General features: G+C 44.5%; 22 protein-coding genes and 1 pseudogene. 7 read left to right on the forward strand and 16 right to left on the reverse strand.

What is annotated here, in order from left to right; translation table 11 throughout:
• Positions 1-89: 89 nt before the first annotated feature.
• The 7 genes and pseudogenes from MHI37_RS24540 to MHI37_RS24570 form a co-directional block, all read right to left on the reverse strand.
• The gene (locus MHI37_RS24540; RefSeq protein ID WP_076338288.1) at positions 90-2,903 is read right to left on the reverse strand and encodes a glycoside hydrolase family 3 C-terminal domain-containing protein; all 2,814 of its coding nucleotides are present in this window, start codon (positions 2,901-2,903) and stop codon (positions 90-92) included.
• Between the two features lie 131 nt (positions 2,904-3,034).
• Positions 3,035-4,759: an S-layer homology domain-containing protein gene (locus MHI37_RS24545; protein WP_076338287.1), complete on the reverse strand. Its 1,725-nt coding sequence runs from the start codon at positions 4,757-4,759 to the stop codon at positions 3,035-3,037.
• A 767-nt stretch (positions 4,760-5,526) separates the two neighbouring features.
• Positions 5,527-6,459, reverse strand: a complete 933-nt coding sequence (locus MHI37_RS24550; protein ID WP_076338286.1) for an aromatic acid exporter family protein — start codon at positions 6,457-6,459, stop codon at positions 5,527-5,529.
• Between the two features lie 619 nt (positions 6,460-7,078).
• Positions 7,079-7,535 (reverse strand): annotated as a pseudogene (locus tag MHI37_RS24555) (alpha-L-arabinofuranosidase C-terminal domain-containing protein); the annotation flags it as partial.
• Positions 7,536-7,665: 130 nt separating this feature from the next.
• Complete coding sequence (locus MHI37_RS24560; protein WP_076338283.1) at positions 7,666-8,658, reverse strand: LLM class flavin-dependent oxidoreductase; 993 nt, start codon at positions 8,656-8,658, stop codon at positions 7,666-7,668.
• Between the two features lie 42 nt (positions 8,659-8,700).
• Positions 8,701-9,324 (reverse strand): nitroreductase family protein, encoded by a 624-nt coding sequence (locus tag MHI37_RS24565; protein ID WP_076338282.1) that lies wholly within the window; start codon positions 9,322-9,324, stop codon positions 8,701-8,703.
• Between the two features lie 259 nt (positions 9,325-9,583).
• Positions 9,584-10,540 carry an aldo/keto reductase gene (locus MHI37_RS24570; protein WP_076338281.1) on the reverse strand — a complete coding sequence of 319 codons (957 nt, stop codon included), beginning with the start codon at positions 10,538-10,540 and terminating at the stop codon, positions 9,584-9,586.
• A 177-nt stretch (positions 10,541-10,717) separates the two neighbouring features.
• Between MHI37_RS24570 and MHI37_RS24575 the strand changes: the two genes are divergently transcribed.
• Both MHI37_RS24575 and MHI37_RS24580 read left to right on the forward strand, forming a co-directional pair.
• On the forward strand, positions 10,718-11,608 hold the full coding sequence (locus MHI37_RS24575) for an AraC family transcriptional regulator (protein ID WP_076338280.1): 891 nt from the start codon (positions 10,718-10,720) through the stop codon (positions 11,606-11,608).
• A gap of 127 nt (positions 11,609-11,735) precedes the next feature.
• Positions 11,736-13,079 carry a DUF455 family protein gene (locus tag MHI37_RS24580; RefSeq protein WP_076338279.1) on the forward strand — a complete coding sequence of 448 codons (1,344 nt, stop codon included), beginning with the start codon at positions 11,736-11,738 and terminating at the stop codon, positions 13,077-13,079.
• A 7-nt stretch (positions 13,080-13,086) separates the two neighbouring features.
• On the opposite strand, the gene MHI37_RS24585 is transcribed toward MHI37_RS24580, so the two are convergent.
• On the reverse strand, positions 13,087-13,971 hold the full coding sequence (locus MHI37_RS24585) for an AraC family transcriptional regulator (RefSeq protein ID WP_076338278.1): 885 nt from the start codon (positions 13,969-13,971) through the stop codon (positions 13,087-13,089).
• A gap of 134 nt (positions 13,972-14,105) precedes the next feature.
• On the opposite strand from MHI37_RS24585, the gene MHI37_RS24590 reads away from it, so the two are divergent.
• Positions 14,106-14,921: a phytanoyl-CoA dioxygenase family protein gene (locus tag MHI37_RS24590; protein ID WP_076338277.1), complete on the forward strand. Its 816-nt coding sequence runs from the start codon at positions 14,106-14,108 to the stop codon at positions 14,919-14,921.
• 38 nt (positions 14,922-14,959) lie between these two features.
• Positions 14,960-15,778, forward strand: a complete 819-nt coding sequence (locus MHI37_RS24595) for a TIM barrel protein (protein WP_076338276.1) — start codon at positions 14,960-14,962, stop codon at positions 15,776-15,778.
• 154 nt (positions 15,779-15,932) lie between these two features.
• On the opposite strand, the gene MHI37_RS24600 is transcribed toward MHI37_RS24595, so the two are convergent.
• On the reverse strand, positions 15,933-16,574 hold the full coding sequence (locus tag MHI37_RS24600) for an NAD(P)-dependent oxidoreductase (protein WP_076338275.1): 642 nt from the start codon (positions 16,572-16,574) through the stop codon (positions 15,933-15,935).
• A gap of 134 nt (positions 16,575-16,708) precedes the next feature.
• Here MHI37_RS24600 and MHI37_RS24605 point away from each other — a divergent pair, with 134 nt between their 5' ends.
• Complete coding sequence (locus MHI37_RS24605; protein WP_076338274.1) at positions 16,709-17,053, forward strand: helix-turn-helix domain-containing protein; 345 nt, start codon at positions 16,709-16,711, stop codon at positions 17,051-17,053.
• 94 nt (positions 17,054-17,147) lie between these two features.
• Here the strand turns inward: MHI37_RS24605 and MHI37_RS24610 are convergent, their stop codons facing one another.
• Complete coding sequence (locus MHI37_RS24610; protein WP_076338273.1) at positions 17,148-18,005, reverse strand: SDR family NAD(P)-dependent oxidoreductase; 858 nt, start codon at positions 18,003-18,005, stop codon at positions 17,148-17,150.
• 175 nt (positions 18,006-18,180) lie between these two features.
• Between MHI37_RS24610 and MHI37_RS24615 the strand changes: the two genes are divergently transcribed.
• Positions 18,181-18,669 carry a MerR family transcriptional regulator gene (locus MHI37_RS24615; RefSeq protein ID WP_076338272.1) on the forward strand — a complete coding sequence of 163 codons (489 nt, stop codon included), beginning with the start codon at positions 18,181-18,183 and terminating at the stop codon, positions 18,667-18,669.
• Positions 18,670-18,804: 135 nt separating this feature from the next.
• Positions 18,805-19,563, forward strand: coding sequence for a class I SAM-dependent methyltransferase (locus MHI37_RS24620; RefSeq protein ID WP_076338271.1), 759 nt, complete (start codon positions 18,805-18,807; stop codon positions 19,561-19,563).
• Between the two features lie 166 nt (positions 19,564-19,729).
• On the opposite strand, the gene MHI37_RS24625 is transcribed toward MHI37_RS24620, so the two are convergent.
• The 6 genes from MHI37_RS24625 to MHI37_RS24650 form a co-directional block, all read right to left on the reverse strand.
• Complete coding sequence (locus MHI37_RS24625; RefSeq protein WP_076338270.1) at positions 19,730-20,623, reverse strand: fumarylacetoacetate hydrolase family protein; 894 nt, start codon at positions 20,621-20,623, stop codon at positions 19,730-19,732.
• Positions 20,624-20,648: 25 nt separating this feature from the next.
• Positions 20,649-21,413 carry an SDR family oxidoreductase gene (locus tag MHI37_RS24630; RefSeq protein ID WP_076338269.1) on the reverse strand — a complete coding sequence of 255 codons (765 nt, stop codon included), beginning with the start codon at positions 21,411-21,413 and terminating at the stop codon, positions 20,649-20,651.
• A gap of 21 nt (positions 21,414-21,434) precedes the next feature.
• Positions 21,435-22,436: a galactitol-1-phosphate 5-dehydrogenase gene (locus MHI37_RS24635; protein WP_076338268.1), complete on the reverse strand. Its 1,002-nt coding sequence runs from the start codon at positions 22,434-22,436 to the stop codon at positions 21,435-21,437.
• Entirely contained in the window at positions 22,433-23,404 is a 972-nt protein-coding gene (locus MHI37_RS24640; RefSeq protein ID WP_076338267.1) for a C-terminal binding protein, read from the reverse strand. The genes MHI37_RS24635 and MHI37_RS24640 overlap by 4 nt, the downstream gene beginning before the upstream one ends.
• A gap of 18 nt (positions 23,405-23,422) precedes the next feature.
• Complete coding sequence (locus MHI37_RS24645) at positions 23,423-24,064, reverse strand: cyclase family protein (RefSeq protein WP_076338266.1); 642 nt, start codon at positions 24,062-24,064, stop codon at positions 23,423-23,425.
• Positions 24,065-24,228: 164 nt separating this feature from the next.
• Positions 24,229-25,356 (reverse strand): GntR family transcriptional regulator, encoded by a 1,128-nt coding sequence (locus MHI37_RS24650; RefSeq protein ID WP_076338265.1) that lies wholly within the window; start codon positions 25,354-25,356, stop codon positions 24,229-24,231.
• Positions 25,357-25,518: the final 162 nt, after the last annotated feature.

Consider the following 25,518-nt stretch of genomic DNA (forward strand, 5'->3'; position numbering starts at 1 on the left):
TCTAAAAAATATATCGTTGCTAACTATTACTTATATAGTATACAAAATACGCCTCGATCTTAACTAGCATCGAGACGTATTTTTAATAATTAATTTATCAATTGTGCTACAGTCGAAAGGTCAAAAATATCAATTTTATTATCGTTATTCACGTCTGCCAGCTTAAACTCCGCCCAGTCTGCGCTTTGGTCGGTTTTGCCATAGGCTGCAGCAACGATGCCTAGATCACCAATGGATATCTTGCCATCACCATTTAGATCACCTTTAGTATAACCAATAGCTACACTTTGAGAGACGTTCGCTATCGGTGTTTCAACACCATTTCCATCAGCTAAAACAATGTTGGTAAGCGTAACATTTGCAGATACGGTTTGTGGATTAGCCTTCGCTTTAAGCTCCACGCTTAATAGATCGCCATCCGTTTTTATCTCATTTCCTGCACCTAGGCTTGCGAGTATAATCCGTACTTTGCCTGGCGCCTTTACCTCTTTACTAACCACTTGCAGGCCTGTTTTTAATGACTTTGCATCCATAAATTCTACTTGAGTTGGATCAAAATTAAGCGTAACCTCCTGTGCAAAAACATTTTGGGTTACATTTTGCAAACCAAAATTCAAGGTGAATGCTTTGCCAGCCGGTACGGCTGCTGCCCCGGTCAAAGTAGCGCTTAATGTCGGTGCACTTGCATCCGTCACGGTGATCGCGCCCGTCATCGTAATATTGTTTGATGCATTTCCTACATACACATCGTACTTCCCTTCTGGTGTCGTCCACTTGTCTGCATCCGCATCCCAGACAGAGATCGGATGGTTCGACGCTGATGGATCAATCGTAACCGTAACCTGCTTCTCCTCGCCTGGAGCAAGCATTACCTTCTTGAAACCTACCAGACGTTTCGGAGGCTGATTCGCTGATTCAGGCAAACCTAAGTAAACTTGAGGCACCTCGGCACCTGCAACGTTTCCAGTATTCTTCACGGAGAATGATACGTCGAACGGCTTGATCCCATCGGAAATCGTCTGCGAAATGGCGAGTTTAGAAATTTCGAAATTAGTATAGGACAGGCCATAACCGAAAGCAAACACCGGGTCGATGCCTTGGGCGTCGTACCAGCGGTAGCCCATTTCAAGACCTTCGCTGTACGTCGCTGTCAACGGCAGGGGACCTGCTCCGTCGGGGTCAATCCCCGGCCACTGCGCAGGCGTGGCGGTTGCGGCTTCCCGCTCCTGGGTCGGGAACGAGATTGGTAGCTTGCCGGAGGGATTGACGATCCCCAGCAGCAGATTGGCGACAATGTTGCCGTCCTCCTGCCCTGGATACCAGGCCTCAAGAACCGCCGGCACCTTGTCGAGCCACGGAAGCAGCACCGGGCCGCCGTTCTTGAGGACGACGACGGTGTTCGGGTTGGCTGCAGCCACGGCCGCCACCAGTGCATCCTGGTTCACTCCGTCCGTAACCGGCAGCGCGAGTGAAGAGCGGTCGACTCCCTCACGGGAGATATCGCCGACCATTACCACGGCAACATCAGACTGCGCAGCCAGCGCCGCGGCCTCCGCGATGTTGCTGGCGTTGTTATACGTGACCGTGGCGTCGGAGCCCAGCGCCTGGAGCGCGTTGTTCAGGCCCTGCTCGGGCGTCACGGTATAGGGCGCGGTCACGACGATCGCATTCGAGGGTCCCTGCGAGTTGAACTTCGCCGCGCCGGCGAACGTCGGGGTCCCGATGAGTGCGACCGATTTGAGTGAGGCAGCCTTCAACGGCAGTGTGCTGTGGTCATTCTTCAATAGGACGCTGCCCTGTTCCCCGATTTCCTGGATCCGCCGCCCGTTGGTCTCGAAGTCGATTGGGCTCAGGCTGTTGATAGGGTCGTCGAACTGCCCCAGCTCGAACATCACGGTGAACCTCCGGTCGAGCTGCTTGTCGATATCGGCGACAGTCAGCACACCCGTATCCAAAGCTGCGTTGATCAGCTCAGGGGTAAACCAGCGGGGGCTGGCGAACTCGAGGTCGAGGCCAGCCTTGATAGCCGGTGCCGTGCTGTGTGTTGCCCCACGGTCGGACATGACATAGCCCTTGAATCCCAGGTCATCGCGCAGCCAATCGTTCAGCAGCTCAGAGCTTTCGCAGGCGTACACGCCGTTCAAGTGCGGGTAGGAACACATGACTGATGCGAGGTTGGCTTCTTGAATCGTCATTTCGAACGGCAGCAGGTATAGCTCATGCATGGTTCGGTCGTCGACGATGGTGTCCATGGTCTGGCGGCTGGTCTCCTGCTCGTTGGCCGCAAAGTGCTTGGCGACGGACTGTACCCCGTGTGCCTGCACGGCGTTGACCTGGGCGACAGCCATAACTCCCGCGAGGTAAGGATCTTCACCAAAGTACTCAAAATTGCGTCCGGCGTTCGCAACCCGGCCCAGGTTGATGCCTGGAGTGAGCAACACGTTGTGCGCGCTAGCACGGGTTTCCTCCCCGATGATGTCGCCCCACGCCCATGAGACGGCCGGGTCGAACGATGAGGCGACAGTCAGAGCACTGGTCAGACCCGTTGAAGTCGGTGCCACAGCGCAGTCACCACCGCCAAAGGGACCGTTGGTCATCCGGAGAGTGGGGATGGCAAGCTCAGGGATCCCTTCAACGTGGCGCCCCTGCGAGGAAAAACCGCAGCCGGGGATGTTGGTGTTTGCCACCGGCTTCATGGCAATCTGCTGAATCTTCTGATCGAGGCTCATCGCGTCGATAAGCAGGTCAGAACGTACCTCGGGCGTAAGTGAGGTGTTCATCCAAGGCAATGTATCCGGCTGTGCTGTATCAGCGCTGGCAGCGCCGACAGCGAGTGACAAGCTCATAGATACAACAAGAAATGCTAATGCAATTTTTTTCGAATAATATGATACCGATTTCAAATCAATCACTCCTCATAGTAATTTCGCCTCAAGGCTTATGCCTTGGCAGATGTGATAAGGGTTTCCTCATTCCTCCAAATACAGCTTTCTAGCGCACCGCTTACTTGGGATCATAGAAAGCGAATTTTCTATTACTCATGCAAATAGTTATAAATGTTATACATCAAAACAGCTGCTTGAGCTCTATTCGTCGTCCCTTTAGGCTGAATTGCGTTTCCATCGCCTTGAACCAGTCCTAGCTGAACCAAAGCAGCCACACTTTCAACTGCATAATCAGCTATTTTGGCACGATCATTAAACTTACTTAACTGTTCTTGATTAGAATCCATTGAAAGCTGTTTGGCGATCCGAAGCGTACGCTCGGTTAACACCATCATGTCTTCTCTTGTGATTGACTCATGAGGCATAAATAAATTATTGCCTTTGCCTTCTGCGATGCCGAGTCCCCTGGCAATTCTCAACGCATCACTGTAATAATCGCTCTCTTTTACGTCCGCGAATTGATTTCCCATTCCTTGACTTGCGTCGAGCTCCAACGTCCGCATTAACAACACTAAAAAGTCGGCGCGTGTAACGGACTTACGCGGGGCAAATAGCTTGTCCGAGATACCGTTTATAATCCCTTTGGATGCCAGCACCTCAATTTTTTTTTTGGCCCAATCTAAAGAAGCAATATCGTCAAACGTTTTTTGGATATAGGCTACTGCATACTTGCTAAGGTGAGTAGTTGTAAAAACGACTGTACCCGTTTTCGCATCATACCTGCCGTTTGGAACAGGAATTACTTGACCCTCTTCGGATACATACCATATAACGATATGCTCAGTGTTTTTTAATTCCTCTGCATTTGGCGCATAAGGTATGCTAACCGTCACTGGGGCAAGCGGATTACTCCAAGAGATTTTTTTATCACCCGTATAAAGGCTTATATCCAAAATAGGATGATCCCCAATTTGGTTCTGTATCGCTTTGTCCAGCCCGCTCATATCGGCTTTTGCAATTCTTAATCGAACGCTGCCACCAGCTATTTCACCGGCCTTAAACATTTTATTCGAAATGAGTACCGTCCCAAGCGGTGAAATTACTTCAACTTGAACGTTATCCCCATTACCCGCGAAAGCTGCTGTCGGCAATTCCAATTCATAGGCTGTTGCACCTGGCACTTCCTTGATCCTGACTTGTATTTTCTTTACTCCTTTTTCATTGGAAGCCACTTGTTCAATTGCCTTATCCAATAAGGCTTGATTTACGACTGCAGTTGCCGTTTTCGTTGTAGAATCCAGCTTCGCGTCCAGCGTAATGATTCCTTGAACTGATTGATCAGGAGGATTAACAACCGTCCCCGTACCTCCAGGGTTAGAACCGCCTGAGCTTTCAGTACTAATCGTTACAGTTGCTTTCATACTTGGTGTATATTTATTACCAGCTAATTGGCTGTCCACAAGCTGAATGTTATTCAGCTGGAGTGCAGCGCTTCCTGTTTTGATCGCTTTGAACGTTATCGTAGCTAGATTTAAAGCACCACTCTCGCCCGCTACTTTGTGCAGCTTAGTACTTGCGAATCGCAGATGATTGCCTTCAATTAGAGGAGTGATTGAAAACCCATCTGAAAGGCCTCCTTTAACCCCTTTATATTCCAGCATAGCCTGATCAAAATCGAGACTGATCTCATATCCATAAACATCTGTTAGATTATTTCCAGCAACGGTAATTTGAATTTCACTGCCTAGCGTTACTTCATTTTTAGTTGAGGTCAAAGCAAAGGAAGGCCCCCCATCGGCATACGCATTGAAAGGAGGCAAACATACAAAACATATTAATAATGATAAGCTGAGCAAAAATAATTTCCGTCCCATGATGGCGGTTCCTCCCATAGTAAAGTTCCTATTCGTTCTTTATTGAGTTCGAACAGTGTTCATTTTCACAAATAAATTCTTTATGAAGCGCATACAATTTTGGTCGAAAAAATATTTCCATAGACACACTTTACAATCAATCACCTCCTTCGTAACTTTTTTAGTTATTCGGCGGCCTTGTTCTTCGTGTAGTCAAATTTCACATTAGCATTTGCTATGTAAACGATTGGTTTAATCATAATAGATACGTGTTGGGAGCATAACGGGACAAAACTATTCTAAAGGGGGGGATTCCTATGAAATCTATTACTAATAATTCAACGGGTTACCATAATCATTAGCGGGAATGTCCTGCAACGGAACAAAATCACCCTTACAGGTGATTGCACATCGCAGACGCGTCAGCTCGGACCTCTAACGGAAACCAGAGACGCTAAATCGCCTATATATGTCGTTTCATGATTGTAACGGAAACACAGGCCTCTATTTGTACCCTACATGCCCGATTTCGCTTCATTTCTGCGTAATAGCGTCTCCCACTTCCGTTAAAATGTGACGCTAACCAAAAATCGCACTTTAGCGTCTCTGGTTTCCGTTAGCTTTCGTTATCCCCTCTCCGACTGCTTTCGCAGCATCGTTATCAACAGGTTCCGAAAATGCATAGTTTCCTATATAATAAAAAAACCACTCAGGGATGCACCCTGAGCGGCCTAATGATGATCGAAATTATAGTAGTTGATACCTGTGGCTAAGTGGTGTTAGCACTCTTAAATCGTATTAATAAACAGCTCCAGCTCATTTGCCATCGTATACAGGCTCGCCCTGTTTTCGAATTCCTCTCTCGTTGCGGGCAAAGGAAGAAGCTTATGATATTCTCTGATATGGCGAAGGGTCTCACGATATTCTGCTGTTTGACCCTTGTTATCCAAATTTGAGCTTAGCTCTTTAATGAAAGAACCAATTCGAATACTTTGGTCCATCTGAACAGATATCCGAGATATAGCAGGAAGCATTCGCTCCAGCAAATCGTACTGATTCCGCTTCTTATCAAAGTAGGAAGAGAAGGAGCTTTCCTTCCGAGTCATGTTGTTTTCCGCATCCAAGGCGACAAGCCCCTTCGCCTTCTGCAGCGCGGCCGATAATTCCAGCAGTTCCGCTCCATCCCACAGCGTATAACCATCCTTTAAATAAGCCGCGATCTCATTTAATATCACACTAATAAGCCCATCTACTTTTTCTTTGCAGCGAATAAGTTCTTTGTCGATACTCGGCATATACCAATTCACCAGCAGCGCCACCCCGAGACCGATGATGATCACTAAAAATTCATTCCAGAAAAAAGAAGCCTCTATCTTCCCATGATTATACACATGCATCACAATAACGACGCTGCTCGCGATGCCCTCTTGAATTCCAAAACGTACACAAAGAGGAATAAAAAACAATAACAAAATTAGAAACGAATAAGGATAATAGCCAATAAGCCAAAATAAGCCGCTAGCCAAAAACATACATGCCAGACAAGCAATAAAACGGCTGATGACTGCTTTTGAAGACTGCCTGCGTGATTTTTGAATACAGAGCAGCGTCAACACCCCGGCTGCCGTAAAGTTTTCCAATTGTAGAAATTGTGCTAGCATAATTGCAACACTAACTCCGACTGCTGTCTTTAAAGTTCGGAAGCCTATTCGTAATTTCATAGCCGTCACCTTTTTTTCAGTTGATGGTTCATTTTACAGTGCAACAGCAGGTGATGTAAACATAGTTCACATAAATATAATAAAAGTAAAAAGAATATTATGATTCGATACTTAGCATGTGAATAGCTTATAGCTAGCTGACACGTATAGCTATGCATCCTCTAACGTGGTTTTCGAAGAATGCGTAGCTCCTTACATAGGCTATCCTGTACTTTCGCATTAACTTTACGTTTTATGCCCTCACCGAATGGCCTATCCTGCACATTAGCATTAAGATTAGCCGTTTCTGCTCAAAACGATCCTTTAAAGGCTGTCTATATTGCTCGTGTGCAACATAGACAAGTAGGAGCACGAAAAACTAACTTCTATCCTGCTAAAGTGCAGGATAGGTGAGTTATTAAAAACTATATAACTAATGGACCACGATATAACTTGAACTTAAAAAAATGAAGATTTACGAAGCGAGAAGATCGCTCTGGAGAAACGAATTGTTCGTCTTTGCAGCCTTATTATTTCTAAAAACAATCAGTATATCCATAAATTACAACAAAAAGAAGAGATGCCTCGCAAGCGAATTGCTCTTGCAAAGCACCTCTTCTATGAAATACAGGCTTGGACACTAATCTTCCTTCCGTTTCGCTAACCGAATTACATGCCATGAATGCTTAGTTAGGCGAGCCTCCAGCAAGCTGTCCTTCAATGACGATTGCCCATCATTATGCGGCTTCACATTTTGCTTAGTCATCGAGTTTTTAGCTTTTAAATCTTCATTTTCCAGTACAATATGCTCAATTATCGCGTAATCCGGGAAGCTTCTAATATCACATTCCAGACTTAGCGTTTGCTCCAAGCTTCGATTAATCGCAAATACCGTTAATTCCTCTGCCATAAACAGAAACGTGCATATACGGATAATAGATCGATTGTGTCCATGATCCGCCGCCATTTTCCGTCATGATCGACGCAATAACATTTACAAGCTGGGCTAGGCAAGCGATTTTGGCCCGGTCATCATGCTTCAAGAGCGTAATAAGCATACTTCAGACAAACAGCGCATCCTCAAACGTATAAATATCCACAAAATCTTTTTCGAGTGTCATTTTAGCTTTAAGTGTCATGAGATCACTTTTCCGTCGTAAAAAGTTTTATGGTCATGAGCTTCGTTATCCTTTAAAGCCACCTGCGGTCATACCTTCGATAATTAAGCTACAACAGCTCTCTTGCTAATAAACGCACACATTGCAGTCGAGACTCTTGTCCATGCTGATTGAGATTAAACATTACCTCATCAAATTGATAATACTCCTGATCTGCCAGCAATCGCTCAGCAACCTTCTTAGCTGTTCCCACCAAATGAATATTGCGCTGCTGCTTCACGATCGCCTTTTCCATTTCGGTGAATGAAATCTCGGCAGCCTGCTCCGGCGACATAATCTGTCCAATCTGTCCTCTTGAGAAATTTAATCTCCAAATATCTAATGGCTTAGCATAAAATTCTGCCTCATCCTCCGTTTCAGCAACGGTAGTTGAATACGTCACATTTATAAGCGGCTTCTCCATGAAATAGGAGGGTTCAAAGTAACTTTTATACGCGTCAAAGGTTTCCTTGCTCATCTCACCCGAGAAGAAATGAGCATACGAATACCCTACACCTAGCTGGCCTGCTTCTCTTGCACTGTTGCCCGTAGAGCCAAGTAAAAATGCTTCCGGCAATTGAATATGCGTGGGTGAAGCAATAATCGATCTGTACAATTCATCATCTGGTTTTCGTTCACTCATCAGCTTCAGCGTCGTTGCTAATTTAGCATATAGATCAGAATTATATTGTGAACGCCCTTCTGCTAAAGCACGAGTTGCTGTAGGGTCGCCGCCTGGAGCTCGTCCAACACCAAAATCAATGCGTCCAGGATTCAATCCAGCAAGTGTTTTAAACACCTCAGCGAGCTTCATTGGTGAATAGTGCATCATCATGATGCCACCGGTACCAATGCGTATTTGCTTCGTTTTTGCAGCTAAATGTGTTGCTAAAATTTCTGGAGCTGTGCTTACAAAGAAAGGGGTATTATGATGCTCTGCCATCCACATACGTGAATATCCAAGCTCATCTGCCAGTATGGCTAATTCTTCTACAAACTTCAGCGCCTGTACTGCTGTATGCGAGGTCGTAATGGGTCCTTGATCTAAAATACCAATCTTCACTCTGCTCATCTCCTTCTATGTTCAGTTCATATCATGAACGCCTTATTCAACATAGGAAATAAATTCACTAACTGGCTTACGATATCCTCTCGGTTTTCTGCTTGATACTTTTTCTTTGCCTAACGTAATCATCATTACCACTTCATATTGATCATCTATTTCTAGAATCCCCTTAACGGCCTCGTTATCGAATCCGATCATTGGGCAAGTATCCCAGCCCTTATCCTTAGCTGCTAGCATGAACATCATAGCTGAAAGCGATCCGTTTCGAATAGCTTCATCGCGCTGAAAACCTTCTCCGTTTTTTTTATAAAATAAAGTCGTGTCCTCAACTTGAGCATCGTATTCTTGTTTATTGACAATTCCCAGCATTAACAGTCCTTCATATATTTTCGCTGCATCTTGATAGGCTAATTTATTACCAGTTACAATAATAACGGCTGAGGAAGAAGAAACTTTATGCTGATTGTTGGCGGCTACTTTCAACTTCTCTTTTACATCAGGATTTGTAACAACTATATAGTTTGGATGCTGCAAATTAAATGCCGTCGGTCCAAATTTAACTAATGTAAAAATTTCATCTAATTCTTTTTTTGAAATCGGATGATCGGGTAGAAAATTGCTAGCTGAACGTCTTTCTTTTACTAGTTCTTCAAATGATGTCATACGTATCACTCTCCAATTTTCTCGTTTTTTCCAAAACACATTTTCATCACACCATAATATTATAATTTTAATTAATGTTTAAAGAAAGTATCTACATAATAGTTTGTAAGTATAAAAAAGAAATTATAATGATGGTGGACATGAGATGGCGAGCTACAAGTGTACAGCCCACCAAAACAAACGGTAGCCGACGACTCGTCAACTACCGTTTATTTTTTATATAGAGATCAGTACAAGAGACAGCGCTGCATGTCTTCTCTCAGCTCTCCAAATATTCCAGCTGTTCAGCTGTTAAGCTGATTTGCGCAGCTCCCATACTATCCTGCAATTGTTCTATTGTGCGAGTCCCAATAACCGAGAAGGAGGGAAACGACTGCGAAAGCAAATAGGACAATACAATTTGATTAATTGAAACTGACAGCTCTGCAGACAGCTTTTTGATTTTCTCGTATCGAAGCCTATTCTCAGGAACTTGATAAAGAGCTGGAATTTCTTCATCCTTTAGTCCTTTATCTAATTTTGTAAAAAGTCCTCTTGCCTGCGAAGAATAGCTAAATAATGATAACCGAGATTCCCTATGATAGCTGTGCATGATATCGTCCATAAATACAAGACTGGGATCTGTCACATTTGCAGGTTCAATTAGAGCAAGGCTCCAACATACTTGACTGGCTGAAAAAGCTTGCAGTGAATGTTCTTTGGCATACGATTGCGCCTCAATAATTCGCTCTGTCTGCCAATTTGAACAACCAAAATAACGGATTTTCCCGGCTTTCACATGTTCATTTAATGCCTCAATGAGTTCTCCAACGGGACGACTCGGATCATCCCGATGCAGCCAGTATAAGTCAATCGCTTCTACTTGCAGCCGTTTCATGCTGCCCTCCAAATCAGTCTTAATATGCTGCGGACTCACTCTCATCCTCTGCATTTCATTAATATCCGGATGGGCGCCTTTCGTAGTGACGATCAAGTTCGAGCTATTTTTCCTTGCTTTCATCCATTTTCCAATGATGGCTTCACTAATACTCTTTTCAATAGCAGGTACCCAATTACCATACACCTCTGCCGTATCAATCATATTCCCGCCGCCATCTAGATAATCGTCCATCAAACGAAATGATTCTTTTTCATCAAGCTTCGAACCGATATCCACGCTGCCAAGAACGATTGCCGAGCACTCCAGATCTGTATTCGTTACCCTAATTTTTTTCATTTCATACCCCTCTCCACATAAACAGAATCTCATTAAATTGATCATACTCCTCATCGTAAGCGCTCAGCAACCTTCTTATAGCAGAACTCCTTGGTCATTGTTTTTAATGCTGCGAATTGACACCCCCATCTAATGTAATTAGGATGGAATTAAGAGCATTCAAGAGGGAGAGTACTTATGATGAACAACGATCTTAACCGGTTTATAGACTTTGCATTCAATCGATCGTTAAACGACTTTCCTGTCTTCTGTCAAACCAAAAGAGAAATTGAAGTTATGGACTCCATGCATGCTCATGATGGCTATGAGTTTCACTTTTCCTTATCCTCTGTAGGCGTGGCAAGGATAGAGAACAACGAGTATGAGTTTGTTCCCGGCAAGCTAACTATTATTCGTCCACAAGCTTATCATCGCATTCAAACCACACAAACCTCTGAATATTTGCGCGTTATTTTGTCTATAGAAGAGAGCTTTCTCGCCTCGTTAGCTGAGCAAGCTCCTATGATTGATGACACCATCACTGCTTGGTTCCCTAACGATCAAGTTGAATCCATACAGCTTCTACTCGGTATTCGCGAGGAAGCCGAGACTGTCCTACACCTGCTGCGTACATTAGAGAAAGAGCTGGAACAAAAAAAGCCCTATTTCGAGCTCATTGTTAAAGCGCGGCTTATTGAGCTATTTGTAATACTCGGCAGAAAAGCACAACAACAATTCGCTCTGCATCCCCCCCTTTCGATTCATCATCAACAGTTGATGAATAAGGTAGCGGACTATATTTCTAATCATCTCGCAGACCCGATATCTACGACCGAATTAGCAGCACATTTTCATTTATCCCGTTCTTATTTGCACAAGCTCTTTAAACAACACACCGATTTTTCTCCACATCAATATCAAATGCTTCAAAGAATCAATCAAGCCAAATCATTGCTTAGCGATAGCAATGAGTCAATTACAGCTATTTCCATCATTGTAGGATTCAGAGAGATGGCACATTTTAGCCGCTGTTTTAAAGAGATTACAGGCATTACACCTAGCTCCTTCCGCACACAATCACGTTCCTAAGAACAATCTCATCACCTCTAATCTAAGACGCTTTAGACAATTCTCCAACAAACGGAGAATTTACAGCAAGCGTTTTCATTCTTCTTGCTTTAAAGTAAAAGTAAGAAGATTAGAAGAGGTGATTTTAGTGTCAGCAGATAAGAAGATTATCGTGGACGTCAATGATCTCCGATTTTTAGATAATGAAAACAATCCTACCGGTACACTCCTGCGTCCTGTCGATACAGCCACTCTATTAAAAGAGTGCTTTTGGATTGAATTTGAACTATCTCGTATGAGCATAGGGTGGACATCAGGCGCACCGAGCTGGGATTGGAAGGGTGAGCTTGTTCGGATGGGTTATCTCCACACCGAGCATATGAAGCGGCTTGAAGTACGTATTGCAGAGCTACCGGGAGGAGCCATTAGTGATCGTTCATGGACACCTGAACATATATCGAATGTATTCGTCAATGCTGCGCTAGCACCAGCATTTCCCGAGTTCGCAGCTGCATATCGCAGTATGGTGACGAAACTATATGCTCATTATGCTCGGTTAGCTGATTCTCTTGATCCTATTTTAGATTGGCCAACACTCGATGTACTGCGTTTTATCGAAATGGATAATAAACAGCTCTGTTCTTGGGGAGATGCTCACGTTAGATTTGCTTATTCCGAAAGCCCGGAGAACCGTGTGCGCTTTGAAAGCTGGTCTCGTTATATCGATCGTCTCTGGGGAACACTATTTTCTAATCAGCCAGTGGAGGAATGGACAGACCGCTTGAAATATCCGCCGCAAGGACCTGTGCCTGCGACACCTGCTCATGACGTCAGATACCCACACGTTGACCTCAGCAAATACAAAAGCGCCATGTTCGATCCGAATTCCCCAACCTATGACAGCGTGAAGCATATGGTATACATTAATGCCAGCGAAATGTCTGCAACTGAAAGTCTAACTTATTTATACTACGGTGTTCAAAAAATGCCGATGGACTTCTACTATGATATCGCTCGTCATACCTGGGATGAAGCCAGACATAGCCAAATGGGGGTTCGCCGTCTGAAGCAAATGGGCTACCAAACCGAAGACTTCCCATGGCATCCGTCCAATGCGCTCACGCCAGATAACTTAGAGCGGACCTTCCCAGAATTCTACTCGACCTTAACCATGGTCATGGAACCTTGCTCTTTCATTAAGAAAAGAAAATCAATCGATGCCTTCAAGCATTTCGGAGATGATCTGTCTGCACTTCAATCCGAGTATGATATTGCCGACGAGAGACTGCACGTTAACTTCGGAAAAAAATGGGGTGCAAAGTTATTTGAAAATATTAATGATTTTGTCACCGCTGTATCTGTTGCAGAAAGAGCAAAGGAGCTTCATCTGCAAAAAATGGGCTATTCCCAAGAAGAAATTAATGGCGCACTCAACAACTTTCCTGAGTTTTGTGGATTCGCAACGATGGATCTGGAATACGAACGATACTAGGGCAAAATTAGCGGGATGAAGCTGAGTTGAACGTATGCATATGAGTCGCCTCTACACGACTGCGATATTGTAGAGGCGACTCACCTACAAAATGCTTGAATTGCTTGCTAAAGAAATAAATATCTGAATAACCGAGCGTATCAGCAATTTGAGTTACGTTCATCCTGCATTCTGAAAGCAAATGACAAGCACGTTCAATTCGTGTACGGGCCATGAAGGTTTTTAAAGAAACACCCGTCTGCTTCTTAAAGAGTGTGTTCAAATAACGTGAAGAAAGTCCAGCATAATCAGCCAACTGCTCGTGCGTAAACGAAGAAGAGGGATTCTCTTTAATATGTCGTATCAACCGGCGAATGATCGCATGATGCTTGCTAGTCTGCTGATGCGTCTCTTCATATGTCTTCAGCATCACACATAAAGCCGCTCGCAAAACAGCAGCGAACTCAGTATGCTCAAGCTCATTTGGAGAAGCGTCATCAAGTACAAGCAGTCGATTAAGCAAAGTCTCCATCCAGACCGTATCTTGAATGACGAATGCAGAGGGAAAGAGATGCAGGGGCCCTTGTTCTAATGAAGCCTCTTTATCCAGCTTAGAGCGGGATGACTGAAAATGAATGAAAATGACGGTGAGACGATGATCCGGATCTTGATCAGCAGCTACCCGATCTCCGGGACGCAGCAAAAAGCATGAGCCCGCTGCAATCGTATGATGCTCGTCATTAAGCCAAACCTCACCTTTGCCTGCTGCAACATACCAAAGATCATAATCGATTAACGCCTGCGGCCGCCAGCTCCAGTCCTTCTCACACTTTGCCTTGCCTGAATGATAGCTTCTAGCTAAAGCACAATGATGAAGCTGGGAAAGAAGATTCAAGTAATCCGTGTCTTCCATAGTCATTCATCCTATTCAAATAGATTTCGTATTTCAGTACAAATATTGAGCATCTGCTAACATTCTACAATCTGAATGGTTATCTTATAATTTATTATATCATAACAAGTTCATTTAAAAGGAGTGTTTAGTAGATGAGTACAAATTTAGACCTTTCTAAACTGTACAAATTTGATCAGCTCGCCACTACGCTTGATACACTGGATCATATTGACAATGGGGCAATCCACACGTATAAATCGTTAGGCTTTTTGGCTGTGAATGAGGTTCTATCCTCTGATGAAGTACAAAAATCTATTAATTCGCTTATGAACATCATTCATTCAGATCAAACGAAAGCAAAAATTCAATTTTCGAAGCCACGTGATCAATGTTTGACACCAGAAGAAAGAGAACTGGCCGTACGCAAAGTATATGACTATGTGGATCATGATGATGCCCTGACACAGATTGCCTATCATCCAAAACTAATCGAGAAAATAACCGAAATATTAGGCGAGGAGCCCGTACTTGTTCAAGATATGGCCTTGTTGAAGCCTCCTCATGTCGGAGGCGAAAAGCCCTGGCATCAGGATATGGCCTACGGCCCTCTTTCGTACGATAAGCCTGTAATTGGAGTATGGATTGCATTAGACGAGGCTGCTCTTGATAATGGATGTATGCATGTCATCCCAAGATCCCACATGGATGGCGGCGTGCCTCATTATGCTGTACGCGACTGGCAAATATGCGATACAAATGTACAGGTTGAACGTGATGTTGCCGTCCCGCTTCCGTCTGGAGGCGCATTATTTTTCCACGGCATGCTTCACCATGGGACACCGCCGAATGGATCTGGAAAGAGACGCCGTGCCTTGCAGCTGCATTATGCTTGCAAATCTTCCAAAAAAATTAGGCCAGATGAATACAAACGAATTTACACTAATGAGATGACGGATGCTGAATGCTAATGATTACGACATAAATCATACTACGGAGGAACTCCAAAATGGACATTATTATTGGTAAAGCAATATGGGGTATGACGGGCTCATTACAGGAAAAAATCGAAAAAATTGCACAGGCTGGATATAACGCTATTGAAGGTCCAGTGCCGGAAGCTGTATCTCCTAGTGAGTTTCGCGCACTTGTCGAACAGTATAATCTGCACTACATCGCACAAATGATTACTGCAGGCGGCAATGAGGCTGCTGAACATGCAGCCTCATTCCATGAGCGGCTCTCACGCGCAGCTGAATACGGGCCTCTCTTTGTAAACTGCCATACTGGCCGAGACAGCATGGAGTGGTCGGAGCAGCAACTAATGTTCGAACAAGCTTTGAAATCTGAAAGCATTATCGGTGTACCCGTTGCTCATGAAACGCACCGCAGCCGCTGTATGTTCACCCCGTGGACTACAGCCAAAATACTGCGGGCATTTCCTGAAATTCAGCTAAGCGCCGACTTTAGCCACTGGGTATGTGTGACAGAGTCTCATCTTTCTCTTTATGCAGACGATGTGGATCTAGCGTTATCTCGCACGCTTCATGTGCATGGCAGAGTGGGCTTCGTTCACGGGCCTCAAGTACCGGACCCAAGAGCTCCTGAATATGCTGAAGATGTTCGGGTACATGAAGCATGGTGGAGCCAAATCTATAAGCATCGTCTTCAAGCTGGTGCAGAGCGATTCACCTTCACACCAGAGTATGGACCTCCTGGCTATATGCACACGCTCCCCTATACTCGCCAACCGCTTGCTGATCTGTGGGATGTCTGCAGCTGGGGACGAGATCGTGCAATTCAATGGATGGCGGAATCAAATAAATAACGAAAAAATAGCGATCAGGGAACTATCCCTGCATCGCTATTTTTCATTAGTATCCTTCCACCCCACAAATATTAAAAAACAAATACATGGACTACCGCTATCTTAGCACTTATTGTTAGGCTGATGTTTTCAAGCAATGCCGGCCTAGCTTACTTTATTCGGCTTCCCCGGCAAGGGTAAAGCGTTCATTGATATGACGCGGCTGTTCGATTTCATCTAGCACCGCAATGGCAAGGTCGGCGTAGCTGATGTAGCTTTGACCGCTGCTGTTTGAAACAAGATGATCTTTTCCTGTTTTGTAAGAACCTGTTCTTTTTCCGTCCGGGTCAAAATAAGCAGCAGGACTGAGATAAGTCCATGTGATTGAGTGGGTATGCTGCAATTCCTCAAGCTGCTTCGCCGCATTGACGGCCGTCGGAAAAATGGCAGCAGGGAAATCCGCTGTGTCCATCAGCTTTGTAGTACTTTCTTCATCCACAAAGAGGCTGCCGGCACCTCCCACAATGAATAATTTTGTATCGGAGGCTTCTGTAAGCGCCTGGATCAAGACTTTCCCCGATTCAATGTACAGATGTTCTTCCCCAAACGGCGCTTTATAAGTGCTTACCACAACGTCAAAGTCTTTAAGATCGGATGCCGTAAGAGCAAAAGCATCTTTTTCAATCATTCGGACGTTGAGTTCGGTAATTTTTGAAGCATTTCTTACTATTGCGGTGACGGCATGTCCTCTATTCAAAGCTTCCTCCATTATAAGGCTTCCAGTTTTCCCATTTGCGCCAATAATCCCGATGTTCATTGTCTATTCCTCCATTGGATGTGATTGATATTGATTATAGTCATATACTATAGTATGGGTTCTACTTTTGGTAGTAGTCATTATTTTGTGATATAGTCTTATAAATATGACCATAGGAAGGGAGAGGGCTAGATGTGGCAAGATCATCATTTCAGGGTGAAATTCCAGTCGAACAAATTGAGGTTTGCCCTGTAACGGATACGCAAAACATCATCGCCGGTAAATGGAAGATCATTATTCTGTGGCATTTAAGAGAGACACGGCGATTCGGTGAACTGCAGCGGCTGGTGCCGGGAATTTCAAAAGGCATCCTGACCAGTCAACTGAGGGAGCTGGAAAGGGATCAAATGGTGCATCGAAAAGTTTATCGGGAGGTTCCGCCGAAAGTGGAATATTCCCTGACGAGTGCTGGGCAAAACTTTATTCCCATACTGGAGAGTATGGGCGAGTGGGGCAAGAAGTATCATAAGAAGGGATAGCCGCTGCTAGCGGCTTTTTATTTAGCGGGGTCGTTGCAAGCGTTCTTCACTTTGGAGATGGATTAACGTTATTATGCAATACAGAGCCGTAAGGTTAAAAATTACGCTGTAAAAATTCGTGCTCGTAAATCATATGAATCCTCTCCAAAACGTTCTGCGCTTGATCTTTAAACTTTATTTCCGTAACCTGACCTTTCAATAAAAATACGCCGGTCTCATTACCGTGTTCCCCAAGAGCACCCTCATACAGCTTAGCAGCGCCATGGGTAGGAGGTGAGAAAAACAACTTCATCAACAGATTAACCAATATGGGCAGTCCGGATTTTTTTCCTTTTCTTAGCGTATTATTGCCACCCGGGTCAACACTGCGAATCTTGATGTCGTCCTTGGCAAGTTGCGACGCGATGGCCTGCGTCCACAGCGAAAGCGCTAGCTTTGAAGTGGCGTAAGGACCAAGCAGCTTGCGGAACGTTTTGGGGTGCTCTAAAATTTCGATATTAAACTCTTTCGTAAATTTTAGCGCTGAAGATGAGGTATTGATCACCGTTTTTAAGCGACCGCTTATGATGAGTTCCTTCAATTCCATCAGAATGATATATGGAACGACCGTCAATAGCTCATAATGCTTTTCGCGTCCTTGTTTCGAATAGCTTAGCTCAGAAAAGGACCCGCCGGCGTTGTTGAACAAAATATCGATCCGCTGTTCCTTTTCTTTTATCTGTTCCAAAGCCCCTCTCAGGCTGACATAATCGGCAAGATCAGCCGTTTTATAAATTCGAAGCCATCCACTCTTGACGGCTTCTTGGATCTTCATATCATCCGTCGGAAAGTCGGAACGGTTCAAAGCAACCACCTGCCAGTCCTCCGACAGCAATTTGCGGGTTAACTCCAACCCAATCCCGGCGCTTGCGCCCGTAATCAATGCTATATTTTCACGTTGGTTCTTGTTCATAGTACATCTCCTCCTAATATCGGTATATATACCTGATAGCGCATATTCTATAACTTGGAGTCGACTCCAAGTCAAGGGTCGAAAAAAAAGTTCTACTTGTAAGAATAAGTGACTTGACTTGAAGCCAGTACCACGATGTATAATGCACAAAAAGCAATTTCCGGGAGGGAACAGGATGAAGGAAGAGCAAACTTTTACGATAAAGCAAGCCGCTGTGCAAACCGGAATTTCCGAGGATACGATCCGTTATTACGAAAAAATCGCGCTGTTGCCCCGTGCTGACCGGAAGGATAACGGGCATCGCATCTATCGGCAGGAGAACATCAATACGATTCAGCTGATATCTTGCCTGAAGAAAACGGGAATGCCGCTAGAGGAAATCCGGCCGTTTTTGGCGGTTTCCGCCGATACCGATCCCGCGGAATATCCCGAACTGGTGGAACACTTAAGGAGCCACCGGGAAGATATCATCAGCCAAATAGCCTCGTTGCAGCAGGTCGTCGATTTTATTGACATGAAGTTGGAGGAGGGGAAATACCGACGGGACTGCTCGGATGAAAGTCAGGTCGACGTGTCAGTGAAATCGATGGGAGAACCGAAACGAAAAACTGTCTCAACCGTTGAGATGAGTTATTTTTCCGTATCGGCCAAAGCGGGCAAGTAATCGTCTTCCGCAAGGCTCGGCTGGACATAAGGGATGGTCTACATCATTTTAGTATTTATTGTTTTCAGATAAGCTGTAGGCACTTCCGTCGACCGACTAGGAGTGATATTTCAATAGAAGGGAGATTTGACAAGTATGAATGAACAAAGTGCTAAAAATAAGTTAGCTTGGGAACATCGAGCATATGAATTTTGGAACAGACGAGATGGTTCACCTGAGGATAAAGCAAAACAAATATTAGATAATCCCAAAGCACAGCTAAAAAAACATAAGCATTATTTCGAACAGATTGAAGGAAAAAAGATTGCTAATCTTTGTGGTTCAAATGGAAGAAAAGCAGTCCCATTAGCACTGTTAGGCGCAAATGTAACCGTATTCGATATATCGGAAGAAAATAGAAAGTATGCCCTAGAACTGGCGGATTCCGCCAATGTATCTATACATTATGTTGTTACTGATATTTATGATATAAACTTAGAAAAGTATAGTGGTTATTTTGATATGCTTTACTTAGAAGGTGGGATACTACACTACTTCAATGACATTGAAAAATTGATGTCTATTCTTTTTTCATTACTTAAAGAAGATGGGGTGATGGTTCTAAGTGACTTTCATCCGTTAAGAAGGTGTATCGTTTCTAATTCTAAAATCCAATATCAAATCCAACAAAGTTACTTTGACGAAGAATTACATAATGGGGATTTAGCATATAAACATTATTTCGATGAACATGAGCAACAAGACTTTCCAGATGTTTCGATTAGACTTTACACCCTTAGCGAAATAATAAATTCCGTTATTACATCAGGTTTTAATTTAATGAATTTTGATGAGCATCGTGGTTGGGAAAATGAAAACATTCCATGGGAATTTACAATTTTGGCTAATAAATAGAAGACCACTCCATCGGAGTGGTTTCTTTTTTATATGCTGATGTATATTTTATGGTCAAACTGTACTTTCTGTTTAGATACATTACGCTGAACCGTATTACAAGTGACAACAAGTTTTTCTGTTGGATATGACTTTCACGCGAGCAGCAACTTTTCTGTGTAGCCTCTTATACCATCGTATTTTCCAATCTGCCTAGCTTTTCGATTTCGATGACGATGTGATCACCTGATTTCAAATATACACGCTCTGCCTCAGGCAGTCCCAGCACCACCCCTTCAGGTGTTCCCGTTAAGATTACATCTCCGGGCTGCAGCGTCATATGCTTGGACAAGTAGCTTACAATCTCATCACACCGGAAAATCATATCTGATGTATTGGAATTTTGTCTAATTTCACCATTTACCGTGCACCGAAGATTAAGCTCATTGGGATCACTGATCTCATCAGCAGTAACCAAATATGGCCCCATTGGCGCAAAGCCATCACATGCTTTACCCAGTATCCACTGAGAGCTACGCATTTGCCACTCTCTTTCAGACAGGTCGTTCGCACAGCAATAGCCAAATACGTGCTCCAGTGCTGCCTCCTTCTCCACATCGCGTGTGGTGCTTCCGATAACGATGGCTAGTTCTACTTCATAATCAACCGCCGATGCTCCTTTTGGTATCGGCACTTCAGACTGATGCCCCGTCAATGCATTCGCAAATTTACTGAACACCACTGGAGAAGCAGGTATGGCCGCATTTGTTTCTTCGGCGTGCTTCCGATAGTTCAAACCGATACAGATGATTTTCTCTGGTCTGGTTACACAGGGGCCTAGCGTCAGTGCTGTTTCCTCCAGGTAAAATAATGCCTTTTCATCTTCACCGCCGTTCGCTGCTTCATCCATAAGCTTAGAAATGATGGCTAAAGCCTTCTGTCCACCTTCAATTACCTCATGAATAGTACTCGGAACCGTCACGTCGTTTGCTCTGGCCGCTGCTGCAAGATCAAGGATGCCCGCTTCTGTATGCACACCTATCTTTTCGACTCCATCTTCAACAAAAACAAGTAGCTTCACTGTTCTTCTCTCCCTTAATCCCTATTTAGATGGCCGTAAAGCCGCCGTCAACTAACAAATCACTGCCTGTAATAAATGAAGCATCATCAGAAGCTAGAAATGCTGCTGCAGAAGCTACCTCGCTTGGCACCCCTTGCCTGCCAAGAATATGAAGGGCAGACACTCTGCGATCTTCCTCATCAATATCTTTTCCAAGCAGACGGCACGATTGTTCAAAAGCTTCAGTTCGTATATAGCCCGGGCATAATGCATTCACCCTAATCCCATGCGAAGCCAAATCCACAGCCCAACATTTCGTTAATCCTCTCAGAGCAAACTTTGTCGCATTATAGGTTGCGAATTGGGCTTGACCTACGAAGCCGCTCACAGAGGACAGATTAATAATAGAAGCTCCTTGAGCCTGCTTTAATAATGGAACCATCGCTCCAGTCAATAAGGACGTACCCTTTAAATTAACGTCAAGGATTGTATCCCAATCCTCACATTCTGCCTCTACTCCTTTGAAAACAAATGATGCAGCATTGTTCACAAGAATATGAAGGCCATCTCCCGCATCCGTCATTTGCTGTGCCAACGCTTCAACCTGTTGCTTCTTAGATATATCGATTTGGACATACTTTACTGGATTTCCCGTCACGCTCGTAATCTGGCTTGCCACTTCCCTGCCTGCTTCATTCCGATCGCCCAGCCATACGGTACAGCCTTCTTCACTCAGCCTTCTGACGATTGCTTCACCTAAGCCTTGCGCTCCGCCAGTTACAAGTGCAATTTTCCCCTTTAAACCGCGCATATAATTCCCCCTCTAGCCTCACTAAGGATGAAGAATAATTTTCCCAGCTAATTCTGTTCCTGCCGCTAATTTTGCGAAAGCCTCTGGTCCCTCCTCCAACTTGCGAGAGGCCGTCCATCCTTCATGGATAATTTGGCCGGATACAAGAAGCTCCACCGCCTGAGCAAAATCCTGATTACTATACGTGTAGGAACCCATTAATGTTATCTCTTGCCTAACCACATGATTCATCGTTAGTGTCGAAACATCCTGCCCTAGTCCGATTAGAATCACTTTGCCGCCTGGATTAATACGGAGGATCGCTTGCTCCCTTGTCTGACCAACGCCAACACAATCTACGATTGTATCTACTCCTGATGGAAAAACCTTATCAAAAACCGAATCGAGCTGCTCCGGTGTACTAACGGTTGCGCCTAATTGCTCGGCATAGGCAAGCCTTACCGGTTGACGATCAACGACTAGAATTTTCCGAGCTCCCATGTTTCGAGCTGCCTGAAGAGTTAGAAGACCAATTGGACCTGCACCATAAATCATAATATCCGAGAGCATGGTCATCCCCAGCTTTAAAGCATGAATACAAACTGCCAATGGTTCAGCAAGTGAAGCTAAAGCCAAATCTATTGTCACTGGTAATGTGGTTACACTAGAAGCTGGCACAGCGACATACTCTGCAAAGCCGCCGGGAAGATGGATCCCTACAATTCTGCGCTGCAAACATATATTCGGCCGTCCCTCCCGGCAACGAGTACATTCTCCGCAGGACAGCAGCGGATTAACAACCACCTTACTATTCAAACTTATTTCTTTAACATTAGAGCCTTGCGCCGTAATTTCTCCCGCGAATTCATGACCCATAACTAGCGGAGGAACGCGTATGCTGCTGTGACCCAAATATCCTTCCAGCTCACTGCCGCAAATGCCCACTGCTTTCACCTTAATAACGACCTCATCTGCTTCTGGAAGAGGGATTTCCACTTCATGGATCGAGAGAATCTCTGGTCCTTCGTACACGATTGATTTCATCCCTTCACCCCATTCACGATATGTTTGGGCGAATTCCCCTCCAGCACTCGCTTCACTTCCTCTGCTGCATAGGCTTGAAGTTTAATAAGCGAGCTTTCTGAATACCAAGCACAATGACTAGTCACCAAGCATTGCTCCAGCTGAAGTAAAGGATGATTAGCATCAATAGGCTCCACTTCTAATACATCCAGCGCCGCAGCCGCAATTTCACCTTTCACCAGCGCTTGTTCCAAAGCAAGCGTATCGACGACTCCGCCACGTGAAGTATTAATGAAGTGGGCAGAAGACTTCATCATGCCAAAAGCCTCCTCGCCAAAAATATGTCTAGTCTGTTCCGTTAAGGGAAGATGTACGGAAAGCAGGTCGCTCTGCTGCAATAGTTCTTTCCATTCCACCTTCGTTGCCCCAAACTCACTTATTTGTTCTTTACTCAAATAAGGATCATAAGCACATATCTCCATGCCAAAAATTTGAGCTCTTCTTGCTACCGCACGCGCAATATTACCGAAGCCAGCAAGTCCTAGCCGCTTCCCTTGCAGCCCTTCAATTGGACGGCATGGCGCAATCTCCCACTCGCCTCTTCGTACCTTATTAACCACTTGCGGAATTTTCCGTACAGATGAGAGCAGCAGTCCGAATGTGTGATCGGCTACTTCCGCTATAGCATAATCCGGTACATTCACCACAGGAATACCTTTGTTGCGTGCTGCCTCCAGATCAACATTATCTACTCCGATTCCATAGCGTACAATCACTTTACACTTCTCCATTTGTTCTATTGCAGCAGCTGTCACGGGCGCCCATTGCGTTAAAACCGCATCCGCATCCTTACAATGGTCAGCGACCTCCAATTCATTGCGGCACTGAAAAGCGTGCAGCTTTGCTCCGATAGGTTCAAGAATCTGCCGTTCATGCTCTAAATCAGGGAAACCATAATCCGTAACAACAACCTTCATCGGTTTATCCATTCTGTTCCGTACTCCTCTCTACTCCACCATGGCTATGGCTCTTACTGGCGAACCATCGCGCCCCAAAATTTTGAGCGGTGCCGCCATAAAGAAAAATTGCTCCTGACCGATATCGCCAAGATTTGCTAAGGCTTCAACAATGACGATTTCTGCACCAAGCAATATTTTATGAACAGGATCAAAGTCTGTAGGATTTGGGGTAGGAATATCCATCCCAATCATGGCGATCTTGCGATCCGCTAACCACTGCGCCAATTCAAGCGTCATATATGGAAAATCAGTGAAATAGTGTTTATGCGGGTATTGCTTATACCAATCTGTCCGAAAGATGAGCCTGGTTCCTTCGCCTATCCGATCTTTATAGGCCCCAAAATCAGAGATGATGATCGGCTCCCCTGCCTTCTTATGAGTTAAATCTACCAGCATCGCTTCTCCAATGCACCGATGAAGATCAAGCTCGTCCACGGTCTTGCCCTCATCTAGAAAATGAAACGGCGCATCTAAATGTGTTCCTTGATGAGTACTCATTGATAATTGCGTCATGTTATAGCCCATTGAGTCTACCGTATGGTGAACGATAACCGCGCATTTGGGATCCAATGCGAAGGTTGGCGCCCCGTGGTAAATATCCATCGACAAATCGATTAATTTACGATTCATGCCTGATACTCCTCCTTCATTTAACCGCTTACATTAAGCTTAATACGTATATGCAACATGTCAATATAACCAATATATCCAATGTATAAAAAAAGATGATCCCTCGTTCAATACGAGGAATCATCTTTTATTTTCCGAGTGAATTTCAGATATCGATTGTCTCTCTATAGCTCAACTAATCGTGGTTCAATCATGACCTGCTTTTCACTCATTCCGCCTTCAATCGCGCCTATAATTAATTCTGCTGCCGTCTGACCCATCCGAAAAGGCGATTGATCAATATAGGCAGCTGGACCCACAATATTGGGAGGGTAGGAGGGTTCATCAAATCCAACAATAATCATTTCTTTCAAACCTCGTTCATAACAAGCTTGTCCGACCAATCGTCCAAGCCACGCATCTGCCACTGCAATGGCTTGCAGCTCTGGATATTTGTCTAGAAAATCATATATCGCTTCGGGCACCTTCATGATACCGCCCATTTGACCTGCGACTCCGAGCAGCTCCCCTGGGAGTGTCAAGATCCGTTCATCTGATAATGGAGCCATTCCTCCACGAAGCAATTCAGATTGAAATCCATAGCGCCGCTCCTTCACGCCAGAGCTAAACGATGCCGGATATGAAATAAGTCCAATTTCCTTCACTGCTTTCTCAATTAGATAGCCCGCCATAAGCTTGCCCGCCTTCTCCGTATCGCAAAAAACGCCATTCACTTTAAGATCACGCATGGTTTTCTCGATAAATACGAGCGGAAATCGATTAATAACGAGCTGGACCAATCCGTCATCGAAATATTCTCCTCTGCTTGTCGCAATGACTATCCCATCAACAGGCAGCTCCAATAGCGATTGCACAGCCGCTCTTTCTTCTTCAGGTGAAGATATCCGGCGAAACACAAGATGATAGCCCCTCTGACTCAAAAATGACTCTAGTCCGCCTAAAAGATAGGTCGCGTATTGACGTTCCACCCACGGAATGACGAACCCTATTAATTTCACGAATTTTCTACTCTTCCCCAGTTCAGTAGGCTTCACACGTGTCGCTCGCTGAATCGTTAATTCACTGGAATGGCTTGAGACAAAGGTCCCTCTCCCACGATGACGATATAATATCCCTTCGTTTACGAGCTGTAACACTGCATTTTTGGCTGTAATTCTGCTGACCGAAAATTGCTCAGCCAGCTCTCGTTCAGGAGGAATTTGTTGATGAGGCTGCCATGCTCCCTCTATAATTTGTTCCACAATATATTGGCGAATCTGAGCGTATAACGGAAGAACGGGTTTGCTTTTCATTTCAAATCACTCCGATCTCGGGCCATAGCTTTATTGGATATAAAAAGTATATCCAACTCCTTTTAATCGTACAAGAGATGATTTTCGCCATCTATTCTTATTATGTAAGATCCACAACATTTTTCGTAAAATAAGCCAAGAAAATAACGCTTACATTTTGGT

The organism is Paenibacillus sp. FSL H8-0548 (genome assembly GCF_038630985.1).
Classification (GTDB): Bacteria; Bacillota; Bacilli; order Paenibacillales; family Paenibacillaceae; genus Pristimantibacillus.